At 56.1% G+C, this 18200-nt stretch carries 13 protein-coding genes and 1 pseudogene; 5 read left to right on the top strand and 9 right to left on the bottom strand.

Translation table 11 applies throughout. The annotated features are described in order from the left end of the window. Positions 1–68 precede the first annotated feature (68 nt). Positions 69–2116, bottom strand: a pseudogene (betT, locus tag ACXUPB_RS16150) (choline BCCT transporter BetT). A gap of 212 nt (positions 2117–2328) precedes the next feature. After that, complete coding sequence (locus ACXUPB_RS16145; protein WP_472953421.1) at positions 2329–2748, bottom strand: hypothetical protein; 420 nt, start codon at positions 2746–2748, stop codon at positions 2329–2331. A 149-nt stretch (positions 2749–2897) separates the two neighbouring features. On the opposite strand from ACXUPB_RS16145, the gene ACXUPB_RS16140 reads away from it, so the two are divergent. After that, entirely contained in the window at positions 2898–3848 is a 951-nt protein-coding gene (locus ACXUPB_RS16140) for an alpha/beta hydrolase (protein ID WP_035562412.1), read from the top strand. Here the strand turns inward: ACXUPB_RS16140 and ACXUPB_RS16135 are convergent. The 4 genes from ACXUPB_RS16135 to ACXUPB_RS16120 form a co-directional block, all read right to left on the bottom strand. After that, positions 3845–4540 (bottom strand): response regulator, encoded by a 696-nt coding sequence (locus ACXUPB_RS16135; protein WP_035562415.1) that lies wholly within the window; start codon positions 4538–4540, stop codon positions 3845–3847. The two genes, ACXUPB_RS16140 and ACXUPB_RS16135, sit on opposite strands and share 4 nt — an antisense overlap. Positions 4541–4628: 88 nt before the next feature. After that, positions 4629–6035, bottom strand: a complete 1407-nt coding sequence (locus tag ACXUPB_RS16130; protein ID WP_035562419.1) for an ATP-binding protein — start codon at positions 6033–6035, stop codon at positions 4629–4631. Then, complete coding sequence (locus tag ACXUPB_RS16125; protein WP_472953418.1) at positions 6035–9172, bottom strand: efflux RND transporter permease subunit; 3138 nt, start codon at positions 9170–9172, stop codon at positions 6035–6037. Before ACXUPB_RS16125 ends, ACXUPB_RS16130 begins: the two co-directional genes overlap by 1 nt. Further along, the gene (locus ACXUPB_RS16120; protein ID WP_035562426.1) at positions 9169–10395 is read right to left on the bottom strand and encodes an efflux RND transporter periplasmic adaptor subunit; all 1227 of its coding nucleotides are present in this window, start codon (positions 10393–10395) and stop codon (positions 9169–9171) included. Before ACXUPB_RS16120 ends, ACXUPB_RS16125 begins: the two co-directional genes overlap by 4 nt. Before the next feature lie 205 nt (positions 10396–10600). Between ACXUPB_RS16120 and ACXUPB_RS16115 the strand changes: the two genes are divergently transcribed. Then, on the top strand, positions 10601–11194 hold the full coding sequence (locus tag ACXUPB_RS16115; RefSeq protein ID WP_035562428.1) for a TetR/AcrR family transcriptional regulator: 594 nt from the start codon (positions 10601–10603) through the stop codon (positions 11192–11194). Between the two features lie 29 nt (positions 11195–11223). On the opposite strand, the gene ACXUPB_RS16110 is transcribed toward ACXUPB_RS16115, so the two are convergent. Continuing rightward, complete coding sequence (locus ACXUPB_RS16110; protein ID WP_035562431.1) at positions 11224–12234, bottom strand: zinc-binding alcohol dehydrogenase family protein; 1011 nt, start codon at positions 12232–12234, stop codon at positions 11224–11226. 126 nt (positions 12235–12360) lie between these two features. Here ACXUPB_RS16110 and ACXUPB_RS16105 point away from each other — a divergent pair, with 126 nt between their 5' ends. The 3 genes from ACXUPB_RS16105 to ACXUPB_RS16095 all read left to right on the top strand — a co-directional run bounded on the left by ACXUPB_RS16105 (position 12361) and on the right by ACXUPB_RS16095 (position 15864). Beyond that, the gene (locus tag ACXUPB_RS16105; protein ID WP_472953416.1) at positions 12361–13245 is read left to right on the top strand and encodes an alpha/beta fold hydrolase; all 885 of its coding nucleotides are present in this window, start codon (positions 12361–12363) and stop codon (positions 13243–13245) included. A gap of 121 nt (positions 13246–13366) precedes the next feature. Then, positions 13367–15550 (top strand): OsmC domain/YcaO domain-containing protein, encoded by a 2184-nt coding sequence (locus ACXUPB_RS16100; protein WP_035562437.1) that lies wholly within the window; start codon positions 13367–13369, stop codon positions 15548–15550. A gap of 98 nt (positions 15551–15648) precedes the next feature. Continuing rightward, positions 15649–15864 (top strand): DUF2798 domain-containing protein, encoded by a 216-nt coding sequence (locus ACXUPB_RS16095; RefSeq protein ID WP_035562440.1) that lies wholly within the window; start codon positions 15649–15651, stop codon positions 15862–15864. Positions 15865–15876: 12 nt separating this feature from the next. On the opposite strand, the gene ACXUPB_RS16090 is transcribed toward ACXUPB_RS16095, so the two are convergent. After that, complete coding sequence (locus ACXUPB_RS16090; protein WP_035562443.1) at positions 15877–16755, bottom strand: DMT family transporter; 879 nt, start codon at positions 16753–16755, stop codon at positions 15877–15879. A gap of 159 nt (positions 16756–16914) precedes the next feature. Beyond that, the gene (locus ACXUPB_RS16085; RefSeq protein WP_035562445.1) at positions 16915–18144 is read right to left on the bottom strand and encodes a nucleoside recognition domain-containing protein; all 1230 of its coding nucleotides are present in this window, start codon (positions 18142–18144) and stop codon (positions 16915–16917) included. Positions 18145–18200 lie beyond the last annotated feature (56 nt).

The following is an 18200-nucleotide window of genomic DNA, read 5'->3' as shown; positions in this document are numbered from 1 at the left end:
CCGTTCGCGCACAAAAAAATCCCGGCGCGCAGGCCGGGATTGTCTGTGGGGTTAAACAAATAATGCCGTTACATTTGGGAATCTTCAGGCGGCTCCCCAATCGTGCCGGGCATCGCCTGTACATGGCCCATCTGCTGACCCGCCAGGGTGAGGAAGTGCAGGTGGCGCTCATATTCGCAGACCAAATCACCAATCACCTGACCCCGGGTGTAGCCGTTAAGGTCCTTATCTTGCCCACCTTCAGCCAAATACACATCCAAGCGTACATAGAAGTCATCGTCCGCCGGGATAAAGCTTGGCGTACGCATGCGGTGCGGACACACTTGGTAAACAAAGCTGGTGGCTTCACCAAAATCGACCTGTAGTGTCAGGTTGGCTAGCGTTTCACCCTCAACGTGCTCTTCGGTCACGTTGGCGGTTTGGCCTCGGCTTTCAAGCTCCTGGGCGAACTGCGTCATTGCAGGGCGAATCGCATGCTCGATGGTTGCCGCCGCACCCGCGCGGTTAGAGGTATCCAGGGCACGATCCAAACGCTCTTTCCAGTCGCCGCCTGGGGCGCTACCGGCAATCATGCGGCGCGCATCGGCCTTGCTGCCTTCCATTTTCAGGGCTTTATACATACCCACCATGACCGCGAAAATTACTAGCGAGAAGGGCAGTGCGGTGATGACCACAGCACTCTGCAGGGCATTTAAGCCACCGGCCATTAGCAGGGCAATGGTGATCAAGCCGATCATCACCGACCAGAAGATACGCAGCTTTACCGGCGCATCGTGGTTCACATCGCTCAAAATAGAGGTAAAGTTGGCCAGTACCAGCGCACCGGAGTCCGCTGAGGTAATAAAGAACACAATACCCAGTACGGTAACGACCGCAGCGGTAAGGCCAACGTAAGGGTAGTACTCAAGCAGCGTGTAGAGCGTCGTTTGCGGGGTGTTAAGGGCCTGTTCGCCTAGCTCCACAACGCCTTGATTAGCGACCAATTCAATACCGCTGTTACCGAAGACTGACATCCACACCATCATAAAGGCCAGCGGAATAAACAGTGCACCGGCGACGAATTCACGAATGGTACGGCCTCGGGAGATACGTGCCAGGAACAGCCCCACAAAGGGCGTCCAAGCAATCCACCAGCCCCAGAAGAAGATTGTCCACCACATCTTCCACTCTTGGGCGCCCTCATCGGCAAAGGCATAGGTATCAAAGCTTGCACCGACAAAACCGGAAAGGTAATCACCAGCGTTATTGACCACTTTGTCTAGCAGGACCAGGGTGTCGCCTGAAAAGAGTACAAACAGCATTAACGCCAGCGCCAGCAGCATGTTGAACTCTGATAAGCGGCGAATGCCTTTCTCAACCCCAGTGACCACCGAAATCGTCGCTAGTATCACTACCAGGACAATCAGGATCACCTGCACGGTAAGGGTTTCCGGCACACCGAACATATAGGTTAGGCCGTAGTTCAACTGCATCACCCCAATGCCAAGGCTGGTCGCAATGCCGAACACGGTGGAGATGACCGCCGTGATATCCACCGCGTTGCCAATCGGGCCGTGGATACGTTTACCGAGGATTGGGTAGAGCGCGCTACGAATAGCTAGCGGCAAACGGTGACGGTAGCTGAGTAAGCCAGCGCCATACCCATCAACACATACAGCCCCCAACCGGAGAGCCCCCAGTGCAGATAGGTTTGAACGACGGCGTTACGCATCGCTGCCTGGCTCTCCGGGGTTAAATCCGGCGGTGCCAAATAGTGGGCAACCGGTTCGGCAACGCTGAAGAAGAGCAGGTCGATGCCGATACCCGCGGCAAACAGCATGGCCGACCAGGAGAGCAGCGAGAACTCGGGCCGAGAGTGATCGGGACCCAGGCGAATACTGCCAAACCGCGACATACCAATGGCGACGACGAAAACCAAGTAAGCCACGATGGCGAGCATGTAGTACCAGCCAAAGGTTTTGCTCACCCAGGCGAGGCCAGCATCAAAAAAGGCGCCTGCTTGCTCGGTGAACAGCATGGTAAGCACTAAAAAGATAAGGATACCGGCTACACTGCCGTGGAAAACCACGGGATTGAGGCGGTCGCGGGAGGGAAGGTTAAGGTTGTCTTTCGCCATGCAGGCGGGCTCCTGTTGTTGAAAGAGGAAGGGAAGATTTTATTTTAAATGAACGTTCAAATAAAATACGCGATTAAGCCTTTTCCTTCAAGTTAACCTCCCTTGTGTGGGGTGAATAAGCGTGGAGTGAGCGGTGAGAAAAATGCAAAGGCAGACGCAAAAACGCCCGGCAAGCCGGGCGTTAACGCTAACATTTAAAAAATGATCAATGCTTATTCACTATCGGCGCTGTCGTCGTTATCGCCGTAGTGGCCGCGTTTGCCGTGCTTACCACGATACTCTTCATGGGCTTCGTGCATGGCATTGCGCAGCGCTTCTTGCTCTTCCTCAGAGAGGATCTCGGCGACCCGCTCTTGGTGCTCTTCACGCAGAGCGTGCATGGCTTCACGGTGTTCAGCGTGAGCTTCGTTCAGCTCAGCCTGCTTCTCTTCAGAAATTTCTGCGCGCTGATATACCTCTTGGCGACGCTCCTCCATGCGCTCTTCCATACGCTCACGATCAGGATCTTTACCTTCATGATCACCGTGGCTATCCGCTTGAGCGGTAAGCGCTAATGGCGCAATGGCGATAGCCAGCAGTGCAGGGGCAAACAGGTGGCGAATTGACATTTTCCTAGCACTTGAAGCGTCCATAAGTTCTCTCCTGGTGAGTTGACGATGACAGTATCGCTAGGTGGCGTGCAAACCGTTTGCAGATAGTGTGCAACAATCATGATCTTATCGGCTTGTTGCAGGTCGTAGTCGGTAGGTGAGGGGTCACCTCGTTATCAAGGAGCAAATTAATGTCGCGAATCGAATACTTTCGCGTGTTTCAGCAGCGTTATGCGTTTACCACCCTACGCCGTGTTACTGGCCTGGGGGCGCTTGCCTTGCTATTGAATGGCTGTAGCGCTTCCCAACATATTAGCCAGGGCGAAACTGCTGTTGAGAGTAACCCGTTGCATGCCCCCCAGCCTTTTGAGCGCTTAGCCCCAGTTAGTTACACACCCGAGGCATGGCCTCAGGCGTTAAAGGCGAGTGTTTATCTGCCCAATGGATCAACGGATACGCGGCGACCCGCGGCATTAGTGGTACATGGCGGCGGCTGGCGCAATCGCACACCGCAAGATATGCAGAGTATTGCCGAACAGCTAGCAGGGCAGGGCTATGTGGCGGTGAATGTTGAGTACCGTTTTGCACCGGAATACCGCTTTCCCAATCAGCTAAACGATTTGCAGCAGGCCATGACCTGGATTCACGCCAATGCCGATGAGTGGCAGGTGGATACCGATCGCATTGTGGGTGTAGGTTTTTCATCCGGTGCCCACCTGGTAAGTTTGTTGGCGCTAGCGGGCGTCGAAGGGCCATTGGCGGAGCCATACGGCGGTGAGCAGAGCCGTCTGGCCGCGGTGCTGGCCGGGGGTCTTCCCAGTGATTTGCTCAAGTTTGAGGATGGGCCGCTAGTGGTTGATTTTATCGGCGGCACCCGCGCAGAAAAGACCGAGGCGTACCGGTCAGCCTCGCCTGCTTGGCAAATTACCCCACAGGCACCGCCGTTTTTTCTGTTTCACGGCAAATGGGACAAACTGGTGCCGGTGGATCACGCCACGGACTTCTATCAAGCCCTGCAGGACAACCACATCGAAAGTGAACTCTACCTGCAGCGCTGGCGCGGCCACATTACGAGCTTCCTGCTACGGGGCGGCGCTATCGATGCAGGCATCGCCTTTCTCAATCGGCAGGTAAATCCTTAACCCTCCGGCTGATACTTATAGCCGACACCATATACCGAGCGAATGATTTCGAGTTCAGGGAGCGCTTCGTGGATTTTCTTACGCAGTTTTTTAATGTGACTGTCCACGGTGCGTTCTGACACGATGCGGTTGTCACGGTACATATGATCCATTAGCTGCTCGCGGCTGAAGATGCGCCCCGGCGCCTGCATCATTACGCGCAATAACTGAAACTCCACCGCGGTCAGGCCCAGGTCCTGACCGTGGGCGAGGGCTTGCCAGCCGTCTTCGTTTAAAACCACCGGGGCGTTTTGTACTTCACTCGACGCCTCGGCTGCCGCTTGGCTGCGGCGCAGTACGGCTTTGACCCGAGCGACGACTTCACGAGGGCTAAACGGCTTGCAGATATAGTCATCGGCACCTAGCTCCAGTCCCAGCAGGCGGTCGACCTCTTCTACCTTGGCGGTGACCATTATAAGTGCAATGGAGGGCCACAGCTGGCGAATTTCCCGGCTCAGAGTGAGGCCATCTTTACCCGGCAGCATAATATCGAGCAGTACCAGGGCAGGGGAGTGCTGCTCCAGCCACGGCATCACTTCATCACCGTGGCCCAGGGTCGTCACCTCGAAGCCATGGGTGGTTAAGTAGTCCGCCATCAGGCGGGCAATCTTCGGTTCATCCTCAACAACGAGCAAAGAGGCAGCATGAGACATAGAGGTAGACTCGCTTAGCAGTGAACGGAAAAGCATGGCTTAAAACTGATTTATAAGCATTCGTTCTTAAACAATTGTTTTGAAAATATCAGACAGGGGTCAACAGGGGAAAGCGCAGTGTCCAGCACAGCCCACCTAGTGTTGAGGTGGAGGGTGTCAGCGTTGCGCCGTGGGCATTGACCAAGGCGCTGGCAATGGAGAGGCCCAAGCCGCTGCCGCCGCTAGCGCGGTTGCGCGATCCTTCCACTCGATACAGACGCTCGGTTAAGCGTGCTAGCTCTCCCTCCGGTACACCCGGCGTACTATCTTCCCAGGTAACCACTGCCATTCCCTGTTGAGTCGTGAGCGTGACGCGGAGTTCGCCCGGCGGCTGGGTGTAAGCGCAGCTATTATCCAGCAGGTTGTTCCACAGCTGGCGCAGGCGCTGGGCATCGCCACGAATCATAATGCCAGGCTCGATTTTTTCTGTCAGCGTTAAACCGCTGTCCATTAACCAGCGGTCAGCGTCAGCCAGACGGCTAGCGAGACAGTCGCTAAGATCCATCGGGGCCAGCTGTATATCCAACGCGCCCGCGTCGCTTTGGGAAAGCAGGCGTAAATCTGCCACCAAACGCTCTAGTTGACCCACCTCTTGGGCGAGCGAGCCGAGGTTCTCTTGATTCAGGGGCCGAATGCCATCCTGCATGGCTTCGATCTCTCCGCGCAGCACCGCCAGCGGCGTGCGCAGCTCATGGGCCGTATCGGACACCCAGCGGGCGCGGGCATCACGGCTGGCTTCCAGCGTGGCGGCAAGCACATTGAAATCCCGCGCTAGGCGCGAGAGCTCGTCGCGGCCGCGTTCCGGTAGCCGGGTGTGGTAGTCGCCTTCGGTAAGGCGCAGCGTGGCGCCGGCCAATGCCCGGGTACGACGCCCCAGCCACCAGGAAAGCCCGCCCGCCAGTAGCAATGAAGCAACGCAGAGTGATATGACGATAAGCACCAGATTACGCTGCTGACGCTCCAGAAAGCGGCTCTCCATGCGCTCCATCATTTCCCGCGGCGGCCGGAAACCCAGCGAACCGATAGTGGTTTCACCGCTTTGCAGCGTTAGCCAATGCCAGTTGCCCGAGTTTTCGCGCCCGCTGTGGGGCGGCACGACAAAGCGTCCATCCGCTGCGCGAAGGCTAAAATCCCGCGCTTCGCCAAGCGGTGAGGGGCGGTCGCGATGCTCCTGGCCAAGCTCAAAACGAACAATAAACGGCCAGCGTTCCGGTGACTGCTCCAGCCACTCCCAGCTCTGCTGGGTTTCCCAGCGTGTGACAAGACCGTCTGCTAGCAGCGTGGCGCGGCGCTCTTGGGCTTGGTTGAGATAGTCGAGAAAGCCACGGTCAATACTGTAGGAGACGGCCAGAAACATACTGGCTGAGATGGCCACATTGACGCTTAGGATAATCACAAACAGCTTCAGGCCCAGCCGAGAGGGCCGCCATTGGCGTATCGCGGTGAGCACTGCCATTAATGAGCTCCCTCTTCTTGACTCGATTTGTTGTCGCTCAATTTGTTGCTGGGTGAGGGCTGACGCGGGGCACTAAGCCGTTCGCGAACATTCTCCATGCCCAGATAGAGGCAGGGCACCAGAATTAACAGAATAGCCGTTGCGAACAGCATGCCAAAACCTAGCGAAATCGCCATAGGAATCATAAAGCGTGCTTGCCGCGAGGTTTCCAAGATCATGGGTGCCAAGCCCAAGAAGGTCGTCAGCGTGGTCATCATAATCGGCCGTAAACGGCGAGTAGCCGCCGCCACGATGGCGCCCCGGGCATCCATGCCTTCGCGGCGTTTACGGTTGGCGTAGTCAATCAGCACCAGCGCATCGTTGATCACCACGCCAGAGAGCGCGAGCATGCCCAGCAAACTGATAATCGAAAGTCCGAAACCCATAATCATATGGCCGGCCACTGCACCGACAATGCCGAAGGGAATGGCGGCCAACACCAGCAGCGGCTGCAAATAGCTACGGAACGGAATGGCGAGCAGGGCGTAAAGAGCGGCAATCATTAACCACATGGAGGTCTTGAGCGTGGCCAAGTTGTCGGCGGTGTCCTGCTGACGACCGCCCATGCTGACCTCAAGCCCTGGCCAGGTTGCTTCAAGATTGGGGAAAACCTCTTCCTGCAGCGTTGCCAGTACCTGGTTAATGGCCAGATCGCTTTCTGAGTCGGCGGTCACGGTAATAATCCGTCGCCCGTTAATGCGCTCAAGACTGCTAGAGGCCTGACTGATGGTGATGTCGGCTACCCGGGAAAGTGGCACGCTGAGGCCGTCAGGCGTGCGCACCGGCATGCGGTAGAGCTCATTCAGGCTGTCGCGATTGTCGTTGGGCAGACGAACCTCAACGCTGATTTCGCTGCGTCCGACGTACTGTTCAAGTGCCGTGGCACCTTGAAGAGGCCCGCGTAGCGCTTCGGCTAAATTGCTGCCTGTGAGCCCCAGCGCGCGGCCTTCGGCAGAGAGACGCATCTCTAACTGCGGTTTACCGTCGCCCAGGCCGCTGTCGATATCGGTGAGTCCATAGCCGCCCAATGTTTCCGCCAAGCGTTCGGCGGCGGCTTCCAATACCTGCGTGTCCGGGTGGGAAAGGCGAAGGCTGAGCGCCGCGCCGCTGCCGGGGCCGCCGACATCAGCCTCAAAACGCACTGACTGAGCGCCGAGTAAATCGCCGGTTAAGTCGCGCCACTCGCGGGCGATGCGCGACGGTGGCCAAGCCTCTAAACTCTCGCTGGCAATATCCAAACGCACTTCCAGGCTTTCGCCGTCCAGGCGACTGCGCGAGCTACTAAAGCTGAGTGTTTCTTCGCGCTCGCTTAGGACATCGGCGGCGTCGAGCAGCTGTTGGCTAAGCTCACGGCTGACGCTGATATTGCTGCCAATGGGCAGCGTTACCGTTGCCTGAACCTGATCCGATTCAACTCGTGGCATCAGGGAAAAGCCCAAACGCCCGCTCATTGACCAGGAGAGGGCGATCAGCAGAATGGCGACGCCCAGCGAAATGCTTAGCAGGCGCTGATTTAGCGCGCGCTGTAGAAACGGCTCGAACTGGCGATAGGTAAAGTGGTGTAAGCCGCCCTGGAGGCGTTGGCGCAGTGCTTCAAGAGGACGCTGCCACGCCGGGGTTTGGCGCGGTTTACGGCTATGCGCCAAGTGGGCGGGCAGAATGACGAGCGCTTCCAGCCAGGAGATTAAAAAGACGGTGACTACCACCACCGGCACGGTGGCAAAAATAAGCCCTAAAAAGCCGGGTAAAAACAGCAGCGGCAGGAAAGCGACGATATTGGACAGAATCGCAAACGTGAGCGGCGTGGCGATCTCGCTGGCGCCTTTCACCGCTGCATCGCGCAGCGAGTAGCCCTCTTCCCGGTAGCTGTAGATATTTTCGCCAACGATAATGGCGTCATCCACCACGATCCCTAGGGCGATAATAAAGGCGAACATCGACATCATGTTGAGCGAGACGCCGATCCAGGGCAGAAACAGCATGGCGCCCAGAAACGCCGTCGGAATGCCCAGGGTGACCCAGAAGGCTAACCGTGCTTCCAGAAACAGCGCCATGAGTACCAATACCAGCGCTAAGCCCATCCAGGCATTTTTTAACAGCAGGCTAAGACGGTCTTCGTAAACTTCTGAGCTGTCGCGGGAAATATCCAGGCTGACGCCTTCCGGCATACCTTCCCGCAAGCGCTCAAGCTCTCCGTTGACCGCTTCAGAGATACTGGTCGGGGTCTGGTCGCCAATCTGGTAAACATCCACAGAGAGGCCGGGCTGACCGTTATAGAACTCCTCGCGATCGGTCTCGGCAAAACCGTCACTGACCCTGGCGATCTCACCGAGTGTAATCGGAGCGCCCTGAGTGCTGGTGAGTATCGGCAGCTCTGCAAAGGCTTCAGCGCTGTTGCGCCGCCCTTGATAGCGAATTAGCCACTCGCCTTCGGCCGTTGTTAGCTGACCACTGGCAAGGTCAAGCGCCTCTTCGGCGATGCGGCTGGCCAACGCCTGATGGTCGAGGCCAAAGCGCTCGATGGCCTCTTCATCCAGATGGACTTGAATCTCCCGCTCGCGGTTGCCGGAAAGCTCAGCGCGGGAAATGCCCGATGTGGCTTGCAACTCGCCGCGTACATCTTCAGCCGCATCGTGGAGTGCCTCTAGGCCGACCTGGCCATAAACTTGCAGGCTGAGCACACTGCGAGAGCGTCCCGCCAGGGTGAAACGCGGTGGATCGGCGGCGCTGGGCAGCGTGGTGATAGCGTTCACTGCCTGCTGAATATCCTGATAGGCGCGCATGACATCAATGCCGTCAATCAGCGTAGCGCTGACGTTGGCGCTGCCTTCGCTGGCCGTCGCGGTGAGCTCATCAATGCCTTCGACATCGGCAATTGCGGCTTCCACCGGTAGCAGCAGGCTCTGTTCAACATCTTCCGGCGTGGCGCCGGGATAGCTAATTGTGACTTGGACGACTTCGGTGCCGAATTCGGGGAATACTTCCTTTTTAATCGCCAGCGATGCCATTAAACCGCCGGCGATAAAAAGCACCATCAGTAAGTTAGGCGCTACCCCGTGATCCACCATCCATGCCAATGGGCCGCGTGGTACCTTCATGATTCGTCTCCCGGTTCATCTCCCGCTTGGGCCGGGGTGTCGTTGGGCCGACGAATGCGCACGAGTTGGCCTTCTCGAGGCTGGGCCAAGCCCGCGGTGACGACCTGCTGGCCGGTTTCCAGACCGCTACGAATCAAGGCGTCATCTTCCCCGCGATAAGCCAGCGTGACCGGCGTTCGGCGCAGGCGATTCTCCTCGTCGACTCGCCACGTAACATCCCCTGGGCGAAGCGCGGCAGAGGGTAGCGATATGAGTTGCTCTTGAATAGCGGGTTGAAAGGACGCACGTAGCACATCGCCCAGACGCAGGGCCGGGCCGTCGCTCTCTAGCGCCAAGGGGTCGTTCACTGCGATGAGTAGCTGTGCCTGCAGGCCATTCTCTTCCAGGCTGGGCAACATCGACACCAGCGTGCCTTCACGTGTGGCGCCTTCGGGCCAGCCGCGGCTGGTTAACGTCACGCTACTGCCCGCTTCCAGCCACTCCATCCACTCACCGGGTAGTGAGGCGCGCACCCAAAACTGCTCGACGCCCACCAGGTGCAATACCTCGGTGCCTTGACTGAGCAGACTGCCGGCGCCGACCAAGCGCTCCTGTACTATGGCCCGCCAGGGAGCGGTGAGGGTTGCGCGCTCAACATTCAGTGCTGCCTGGTCGCGGGCCACGCGTGCTTGGGTGAGTTCAGCTTGTGCTTGGCGCAGCTGTGGTTCACGCAAAACCAGGGCTTGGCGTTCGGCGGAGAGTTGGCGACCAAAGGATTCGTATTCACTACGGGCGCGCTGCTGCTCTGCCTGCTCTAAAGCAAGTAGCGCCTGGGCATTAGCCAGCTGCGCTTGAGCATCTTCAAGCGTAAGCGCCAGATCGGCTTGATCGATAAACGCCACGGCGGCGTCTTGCTCGACGACCTGGCCGGGAACAACGCCATTAGCGAAACGCTCAAGCTGCCCTGCTACGCGGCTTGCCAGCATTGTCTCCTGCTCTGCCTCAACGCGACCAAAGCCATAAAGATTAGGGGCCTGAGTGCTCGCGGACACGGTCATTACGTCTACCATGGTAGGTAGAGGTTCCGGCGGCGCTGTGCGCGCAATGCGGGGTGGCTGAGATATAATCCACCAAGCGAGCACAAGGGTGCCGACAAGAATCAACAGCGCAGCTACGGCACCTAACCGAACGCGGCCTCGTTGATAAGACGAGTGAGGGGAAGAGAGGGAGCGTTTTGGTGTCATTACCGCGCGTCATCCGTTGGCTAGGGCGAAAATCCCAGAAAAATAAGCGTATGATGCTAGCATCACGCATTGTTAAGCAGCGATTAGTCAAACAATGTGCAAATAACATGTAATTAACATTTACTTGGCACTCAATCATTTGGCTTTTACTTACTTGGCTTTCACTCATTTGATAGTAATAGACTGACTGGTCTACTTTAAGTATATGAAAAACAATGTAACCCGCGACAAATTAATTGATAGTGGCGCCGAGCTGATTAGTCAGCAAGGCTACAACGCGACGGGTATTAATGCCGTTTTAAAGGCCTGCGGTGTACCCAAGGGCTCCTTCTATCACTACTTCTCCAGCAAAGAGGATTTCGGGCTGGCGGTGATTGAGCGCTTTGCGGCTACTTATGACGAAACGCTGGTGGCACTGCTGGAAGATAGTGAGACGCCACCACTTGAGCGCCTGAAACGGTACTTCGCAGCAGGCCGGGACCATATGCACGAGTGCGATCATGCCACGGGCTGCTTGATTGGCAACCTTGGCCAAGAGCTTTCAGGCCAGAGCGATACCTTCCGCGATGCGTTAAACCTCGTGCTACAGCGCTGGGAACAGCGCTTCGTGCGCTGCCTGCAGGATGCTCAGGCGCGGGGTGATATTGCCAGCCACACCGCACCCGAGGCGCTCGCCAGCTTTATTCTCACCGGTTGGGAAGGTGCCATTCTGCGTGCCAAAACGCTTAAATCCGTCGAGCCGATGGAGCAGTTTGAAACGATCCTGTTTCAGCAAGTACTGGTACGCCCATTGCCATAGCCAGCGATGGACGTGACGTTGAGCGCGTATTAAAAGCCTTCCAAGACCAGTTTGCCAATCGTGCTGTTGCTCTCAATCAGAGCGTGCGCGCGCTTTAAATTCTCGGCGTTAATCGGGCCCAATACCTCGCCTAGAGTCGTTTTTAGGCGTCCGTCATCGACCATGGTCGATATTTCTGTGAGCAGGTCGTGCTGCTTGGCGAGATCGTCCGTCGCGAACAGCGGGCGGGTAAACATCAGCTCCCAATGCAGGGACAGACTTTTCATTTTGAGCTTACGCACATCGATCAGCTCCGGGTCATCAATAAGCGCCAGTTTTCCCTGGGGCTTGAGGGCTTCAAGAATGGCCTCAAAGTGGTGGTCGGTCTGGTTAAGGCTAATCACCATATCCACACCGTCAAAGCCCGCCGCCTTAAGTTCTTGATCAAGTGGCTGGTGGTGATTAATCACCGCGTCGGCGCCTAGTGACTTCACCCAGGCTTGGCTTGCGGGCCGGGACGCTGTGCCAATGACGGTAATATCGGTGAGCTGTTTGGCAAGTTGCACCAGGATTGAGCCCACTCCCCCTGCTGCACCAATCACCAACAGGCTTTTGCCTTGGGTATCGCGCATGCCTAGTTCTAGCCGGTCAAATAGTAGCTCCCAAGCCGTAATCGCGGTCAGCGGAAGCGCAGCGGCCTCCGTGTCAGAAAGGCTTTTCGGCGCTAGGCTGGCGATACGCTCATCGACAAGCTGATATTCAGCATTAGAGCCCTGCCGAGCAATATTGCCTGCGTACCACACCCGGTCACCCGGCTGAAAGCGGGTGACCGCGCTGCCGATGGCATTGACCACGCCCACGGCGTCGTAACCCAGCACGCGCGGCTCGCCGCTTTCAGGCAGGGCGCTACTGCGCACTTTGGCATCCACAGGATTAACCGAAACCGCGCTTACCGCGACACGAATGTCGTGGGCGTCAGGCGTGGGTAGGGGGAGCTCAATGGCTTGCAGCGCGTCAGGATGGTCGATGGGCAGACTTTGGGTAAAGGCGAACGCCTTCATAGTAGTTCTCTCGTTAACGATAAGTGGCACCATCATGCCCCGATGTTGTTTTATTAAAAAGAACTCTGCTGCGTAATATCAGCGCAGGCTGAATTGAATCGCCATGTCCTAAGTCAGGAGCTCACCATGTTTGAAGGGTTTGAAAAACAGACACGTCACGTTAACGGTATCGACATTACGTTTAGAATGGGCGGCAGCGGCCCGGCACTTCTTCTGCTCCACGGCCACCCACAGACCCACATAATTTGGCACAAAGTGGCAGAAGAGCTTGCCCAGCATTTCACCGTTATCGCAGCCGACCTGCGCGGTTACGGCGACAGCAGTAAACCCGACGACGATCCTGAGCACCTAAATTACGCCAAGCGCGCCATGGCTGCCGATATGGCAGAGCTGATGAGTGCGCTGGGCTTTGAGCGTTTTAAAGTGCTGGCCCATGATCGTGGGGCGCGAGTCGCCCATCGTTTAGGCGTTGACCACGCAGAGCGAGTAGAGCGTATGGTGCTTCTGGATATTGCCCCGACGCTGGCCATGTATCGCGGCACCAACGAGGCCTTTGCGCGCAGCTACTGGCACTGGTTCTTCCTAATTCGCCCCCAGCCGCTGCCGGAAATGCTGATCCAGAGTAATCCCCCCCAATACCTCAAAAGCGTGATGGGTGCCCGCAGTGCCGGCATGGCGCCTTTCTCCCCAGAAGCGCTGGCCGAATACCAGCGCTGCCTTGCGCTCCCCGGCACCGCTACCGGTATTTGCGGAGACTACCGCGCCAGCGCCACCATCGATTTGGAGCATGATCAAGCCGGTATCGACGCAGGCGTAAAGCTCACCTGCCCATTAAAAGTGATGTGGGGCGCTGAAGGCGCCATTGAAGCTTGCTTTGATGCACTCAGTGAATGGCAAAAAGTCGCCACCGATGTAAAAGGCAAAGCGCTCCCTTGTGGCCACTACATCGCCGAAGAAATTCCCGAAATACTGCTGGATGAAGCGCTGCCGTTTCTTCTTGACGCTGGATAGGCGATTCGGGAGGCGACTGACCAAGACGAAGCGGGTAAAAAACTGGATAATGGGCCGCAATTCGCCTGTTGGCTTGTTTTTGCAAAAGCCCAGGCACACTCATTACTCCGGACGCCCGCTCATGGAAATCAAAGTTAACTATCTCGACAACCTCCGCCTGGAGGCCAAGTTCGACGATTTTACGGTTATCTCCGACCAGCCGATTCGCTACAAAGGCGACGGCTCGGCACCAGGACCGTTTGACTACTTCCTGGCGTCGTCTGCCATGTGCGCGGCCTACTTCGTAAAGGTTTACTGCAACGCTCGAGACATTCCCACTGAGAATATCCGTCTTTCCCAGAACAATATCGTTGACCCGGAAGACCGCTATAAGCAGATCTTCAAAATTCAGGTCGAGTTGCCGGAAGATATTTCTGAAAAAGATCGCCAGGGCATTCTGCGCTCCATTGACCGCTGCACGGTCAAGAAAGTGGTGCAAACTGGCCCCGACTTTCAAATCGAGACGGTAGAGAACATAGACGAGGACGCCCAAGCGCTGTTGATGGGCGCGCCGGAAGGCGGCAGTACCTATATTGAGGGCAAAGACCTGCCGCTGGAGCAGACCATCGCCAATATGAGCGCGATCCTGGCTGATCTGGGCATGAAAATCGAGATCGCCTCCTGGCGCAATATTGTGCCCCACGTATGGTCGCTGCATATTCGCGATGCGGCCTCACCGATGTGCTTTACCAACGGCAAAGGCGCGACCAAAGAGAGTGCGCTGTGTTCGGCGCTGGGCGAGTTTATAGAACGCCTGAGCTGCAACTTCTTCTATAACGATCAGTTTTTGGGTGAAGAGATTGCCAATAGCGCGTTTGTTCACTATCCCAATGAGAAGTGGTTCAAGCCGGGCCCGAACGACGAGCTGCCCGCAGAAATTCTCGACGAGCACTGCCTGGCTATTTACAACCCGGAAGGCGAACTGTGCGGCTCCAACCTGATTGATACCAACTCGGGTCGTGAAGACCGAGGTATTGTATCGCTGCCGTTTGTACGTCAAAGCGATGGCGAGACGGTCTACTTCCCCTCCAACCTGATTGAAAACCTATTCCTAAGCAACGGTATGAGCGCGGGCAATACGTTGGTAGAAGCCCAGGTGCAGTGCCTGTCGGAAATTTTCGAGCGGGCGGTGAAACGTGAAATCCTTGAGCAGGAGCTAACCCTGCCGGATGTACCGCAGGAAGTGCTGGCCAAGTACCCCAGCATTGTGGAGGGCATTAACGCCCTGGAAGCACAGGGCTTCCCGGTGCTGGTGAAAGATGCCTCCATGGGCGGGCAGTTCCCGGTCATGTGCGTCACCTTGATGAACCCGCGCACCGGCGGCGTGTTTGCCTCTTTTGGTGCCCACCCGAGCTTTGAAGTGGCACTGGAGCGCAGCTTGACCGAGTTGCTGCAAGGCCGCAGCTTCGAAGGCCTGAACGACCTGCCGTTGCCGACGTTTAACTCACAGACGGTTTCCGAGCCCAACAACTTTGTTGAGCACTTTATCGACTCGGTCGGCGTGGTCTCCTGGCGTTTCTTTAGTGCCAAGCCTGACTTCGAGTTTAGCGAGTGGGACTTCTCTGGCAGCAACGATGAAGAAGCCGAGACGCTGTTCGGCATTTTTGAAGAGTTGGGCGCTGAAGTGTACATGGCGGTTCACGAGGACCTGGGCGCGCCGGTCTGCCGCATTCTGGTGCCGGGCTACTCGGAAGTGTACCCGATTGAAGACCTGATTTGGGACAACACCAACAAGGCACTGGATTACCGCGAGGATATTCTCAACCTGCACCGTCTCGACGACGATCAGCTCACTGATCTGGTCGAGCGGCTGGAAGAGAGCCAGATGGATGACCATGCTGACATTATTACCCTGATCGGCATTGAGTTTGACGAGAACACCGTCTGGGGGCAGCTGACGATCCTGGAACTGAAGCTGTTGGTCTACCTGGCGCTGCAGCGTCATGAAGAGGCGCTGGACTGTGTACAGATGTTCCTGCAGTACAATGACAACACCGTCGAGCGCGGCCTGTTCTATCAAGCAGTGAACGCGGTGCTGGAAATTGTGCTGGATGACGAGCTGGAGCTAAACGATTATCTACATAGCTTCCAGCGCATGTTTGGCGAGGAAACCATGGCGGCCGTCGTGGGCTCGGTAAGTGGCGAGGAACGCTTCTATGGCCTAACGTCGACGAACATGCAGTTAGCGGGCCTTGAGCGCCACCAGCGCTTGATCGATAGCTACAAGAAGCTCCACGCGGCTCGGGCGGCGAAAGCGGAAATTTAAGCATCAGCTACAAGCAATGATAGTTAAACCTCTCTGCTGGCGCGACGGCACCAACAGGGTAGGTTTAAGGTACGTAAAACGGTAGTTAAGGACTTCCCATGAAGCATAGAATTATCTTCGCTATTCTTATGTCGTTTACGCTAACGCTGATCATGTCTGCTTGGATCACGTTCGTTAATGTTGGGGCACCTCCCAACTTCTTTAGCCTCTGGATGCATGCTTGGTTCTTGGCGTGGCCAGCCGCGGGAATCATCGCGTTTGTCAGCGGCCCCTTTATTCATAAATTAGCACACCGCATTGCCGAGAAGATCTAACTGTCTGGCTAGTTATGCCTGACTGGACTTACTGGAAGTAACGCTTAGCGTTGTTACAGTGATTAATATTAACCCCATGCCGATAATCTGAATAACGTCGAGGCTTCCATCTAAGAGTAAGAAGCCAAATAGTGTTGCGGTGACGGGCTCTACCATGGCTATCATCGAAGCTAACGCGGGCGCGGTGTGTTTTAGACCGACAATGTAAAGCACAAAGGAGAGGCCCGCCCCCAGTACGCCCAGGGTTAAAAACATCGGCCATTCTGAAGACCTTACAACGCTCACGGTTTGATCAATATCGCTCGGCAATATCAGCACGATGGAAAGCACTGCAAAGGCAATCGAAAGGACTGCCTGGGGGCTGCCATGGGGAGCTGCGTATTTAAAACCGAAAATAAAAACGGCGTATGAGAGCCCTGCAAGTAGCCCAGCAACCACACCGATCAGCGATAAGTCGCTTGCGCCAATCTCGTAAAGCTTTGTCAAAAGCACAATACCAATCATCACCAAGGCGATTGCCGCCCATTTTGATACCGTGGGTCTTTCAAGCTTTAGCGCGAATGATATTAGATATACAAATACCGGGGCGCAATACATCAATGTAGCTGCAACGGCCACGCTACCGTGCTCAATGCTTATGAAATAGAAGGAGAAATTGCCTGCAACACCCAGGCCCGCGATAGTAGACCAAAGCCATAACTGTCGATTCGAGAGCCCGCTGCTACGGGGACGAATTAGCAACCAGACAAGTACGAAAAGAAGCCCAATAAACCCACGGTAAAAGGAAACGACTGACGGTGCCCAGCCACTCTCAATAAGGATGCTACCAATCCCGCCGGACACACCCCAGAAAAATGCGGCTAGCGCCACAAACACTGTACTGACACCCATTATTTACTCTCCTTGTAGCCTCAATAAGGCTGCGCAATCCATGCGAAGCTGTTTCTATAATAGTGTTAAGGGCTCAAGCCTCCAATCCCAGTTGGCGTCTAAAGCGTACGTCGCTCATAAGTGTGGCAGACATTCTATGAAAATCGAGCGTTTCAGCACTTACCCAAAGAACCAGTAGCACACTGCAATGGCGGTGGTAACACCTGCTAAATCAGCCACCAGCGCGCAGCCTAAGCCATGACGAATACGGGTGATGCCCACCGCGCCGAAGTAAACAGCTAATACATAAAAGGTGGTTTCGGTGCTGCCTTGCATGGTGGCAGCCAGTAGGCCTGGAAAGCTGTCGACGCCAAAGGTGTCCATGGTTTCGATCATCATGGCACGGGCACCGCTGCCAGAAAGCGGCTTAACAAACGCCGTTGGCAGGGCATCTACAAAACGAGTATCCCACCCAACGCCTTCAACCAACCAGCGAATGCCGCTAAGACCGGCGTCCAGCACACCGCTGGCGCGCAGTACGCCCACCGCCACTAGCATGGCAATCAAATAGGGCAGCAGCGTAATGGTGAAGCTCAGGCCCTCTTTTGCACCTTTGATAAAGGCGTCATAGACCTTCACTCCACGCAATGCCGCTACGATTAAAAACATCATTACGATGCTAAATAGCGTCAGGTTGCCGACTAGCGTAGAGGCCGCCGCCAGCGCTTGGGCAGACATACCCGCCAGCGTGGTGATCAAGAGTCCCAACGCTAAGGCGGCCGCCACCAAATAGGCCAACACGACGGGATGCCAGAGCTTTAATCGCTGCATCACCGCTACCGCCAAAAGTCCTGCCAGACTAGAGGCGCTGGTAGCGAGCAAGATCGGTAAAAACACCAGCGTCGGGTCGGCGGCACCTTGCTGGGCACGGTACATAAAAATCGTTACCGGCAAGAGTGTCAGTGAAGAAGTATTGAGAACTAGAAACAGAATTTGTGCATTGCTGGCAGTTTCACTGCTGGGGTTGAGAGTTTGCAGTGAGTGCATGGCCTTGATACCGATCGGCGTGGCAGCGTTATCCAATCCCAGAATGTTCGCCGCGAAGTTCATGCTGATAAGCCCCATAGCGGGGTGGCCGCGAGGCACCTCCGGCATCAAGCGGCAGAAGAGCGGGTCGAGTACTCGCCCCAGCAGGCGTATCAACCCCGCCTTTTCAGCAATCGAAAGAAAACCCAACCATAAGGTCATAGTGCCCAACAGCACCAAAATAATATCGACGCTGACTTCCGCCATATCGAACAGCGATTGCACCAAACGGGCGAATACTTCGCTGTCGCCGCCGACTAACCACTGCCATAAGGAAGCCGCGAAAGCAGCAATAAAAAAGCTTAACCAGATTCCGTTGAGCATGAAGGAAGGGCATCCTAAGCAGTGAAGCGATGGGTAGTTAAACAGACAATGCCGCT

Source organism: Vreelandella sp. DA03-1M (genome assembly GCF_055725665.1).
Note: the sequence above shows the minus strand (reverse complement) of the source record. Positions and strands in the feature narration are given on the sequence as shown.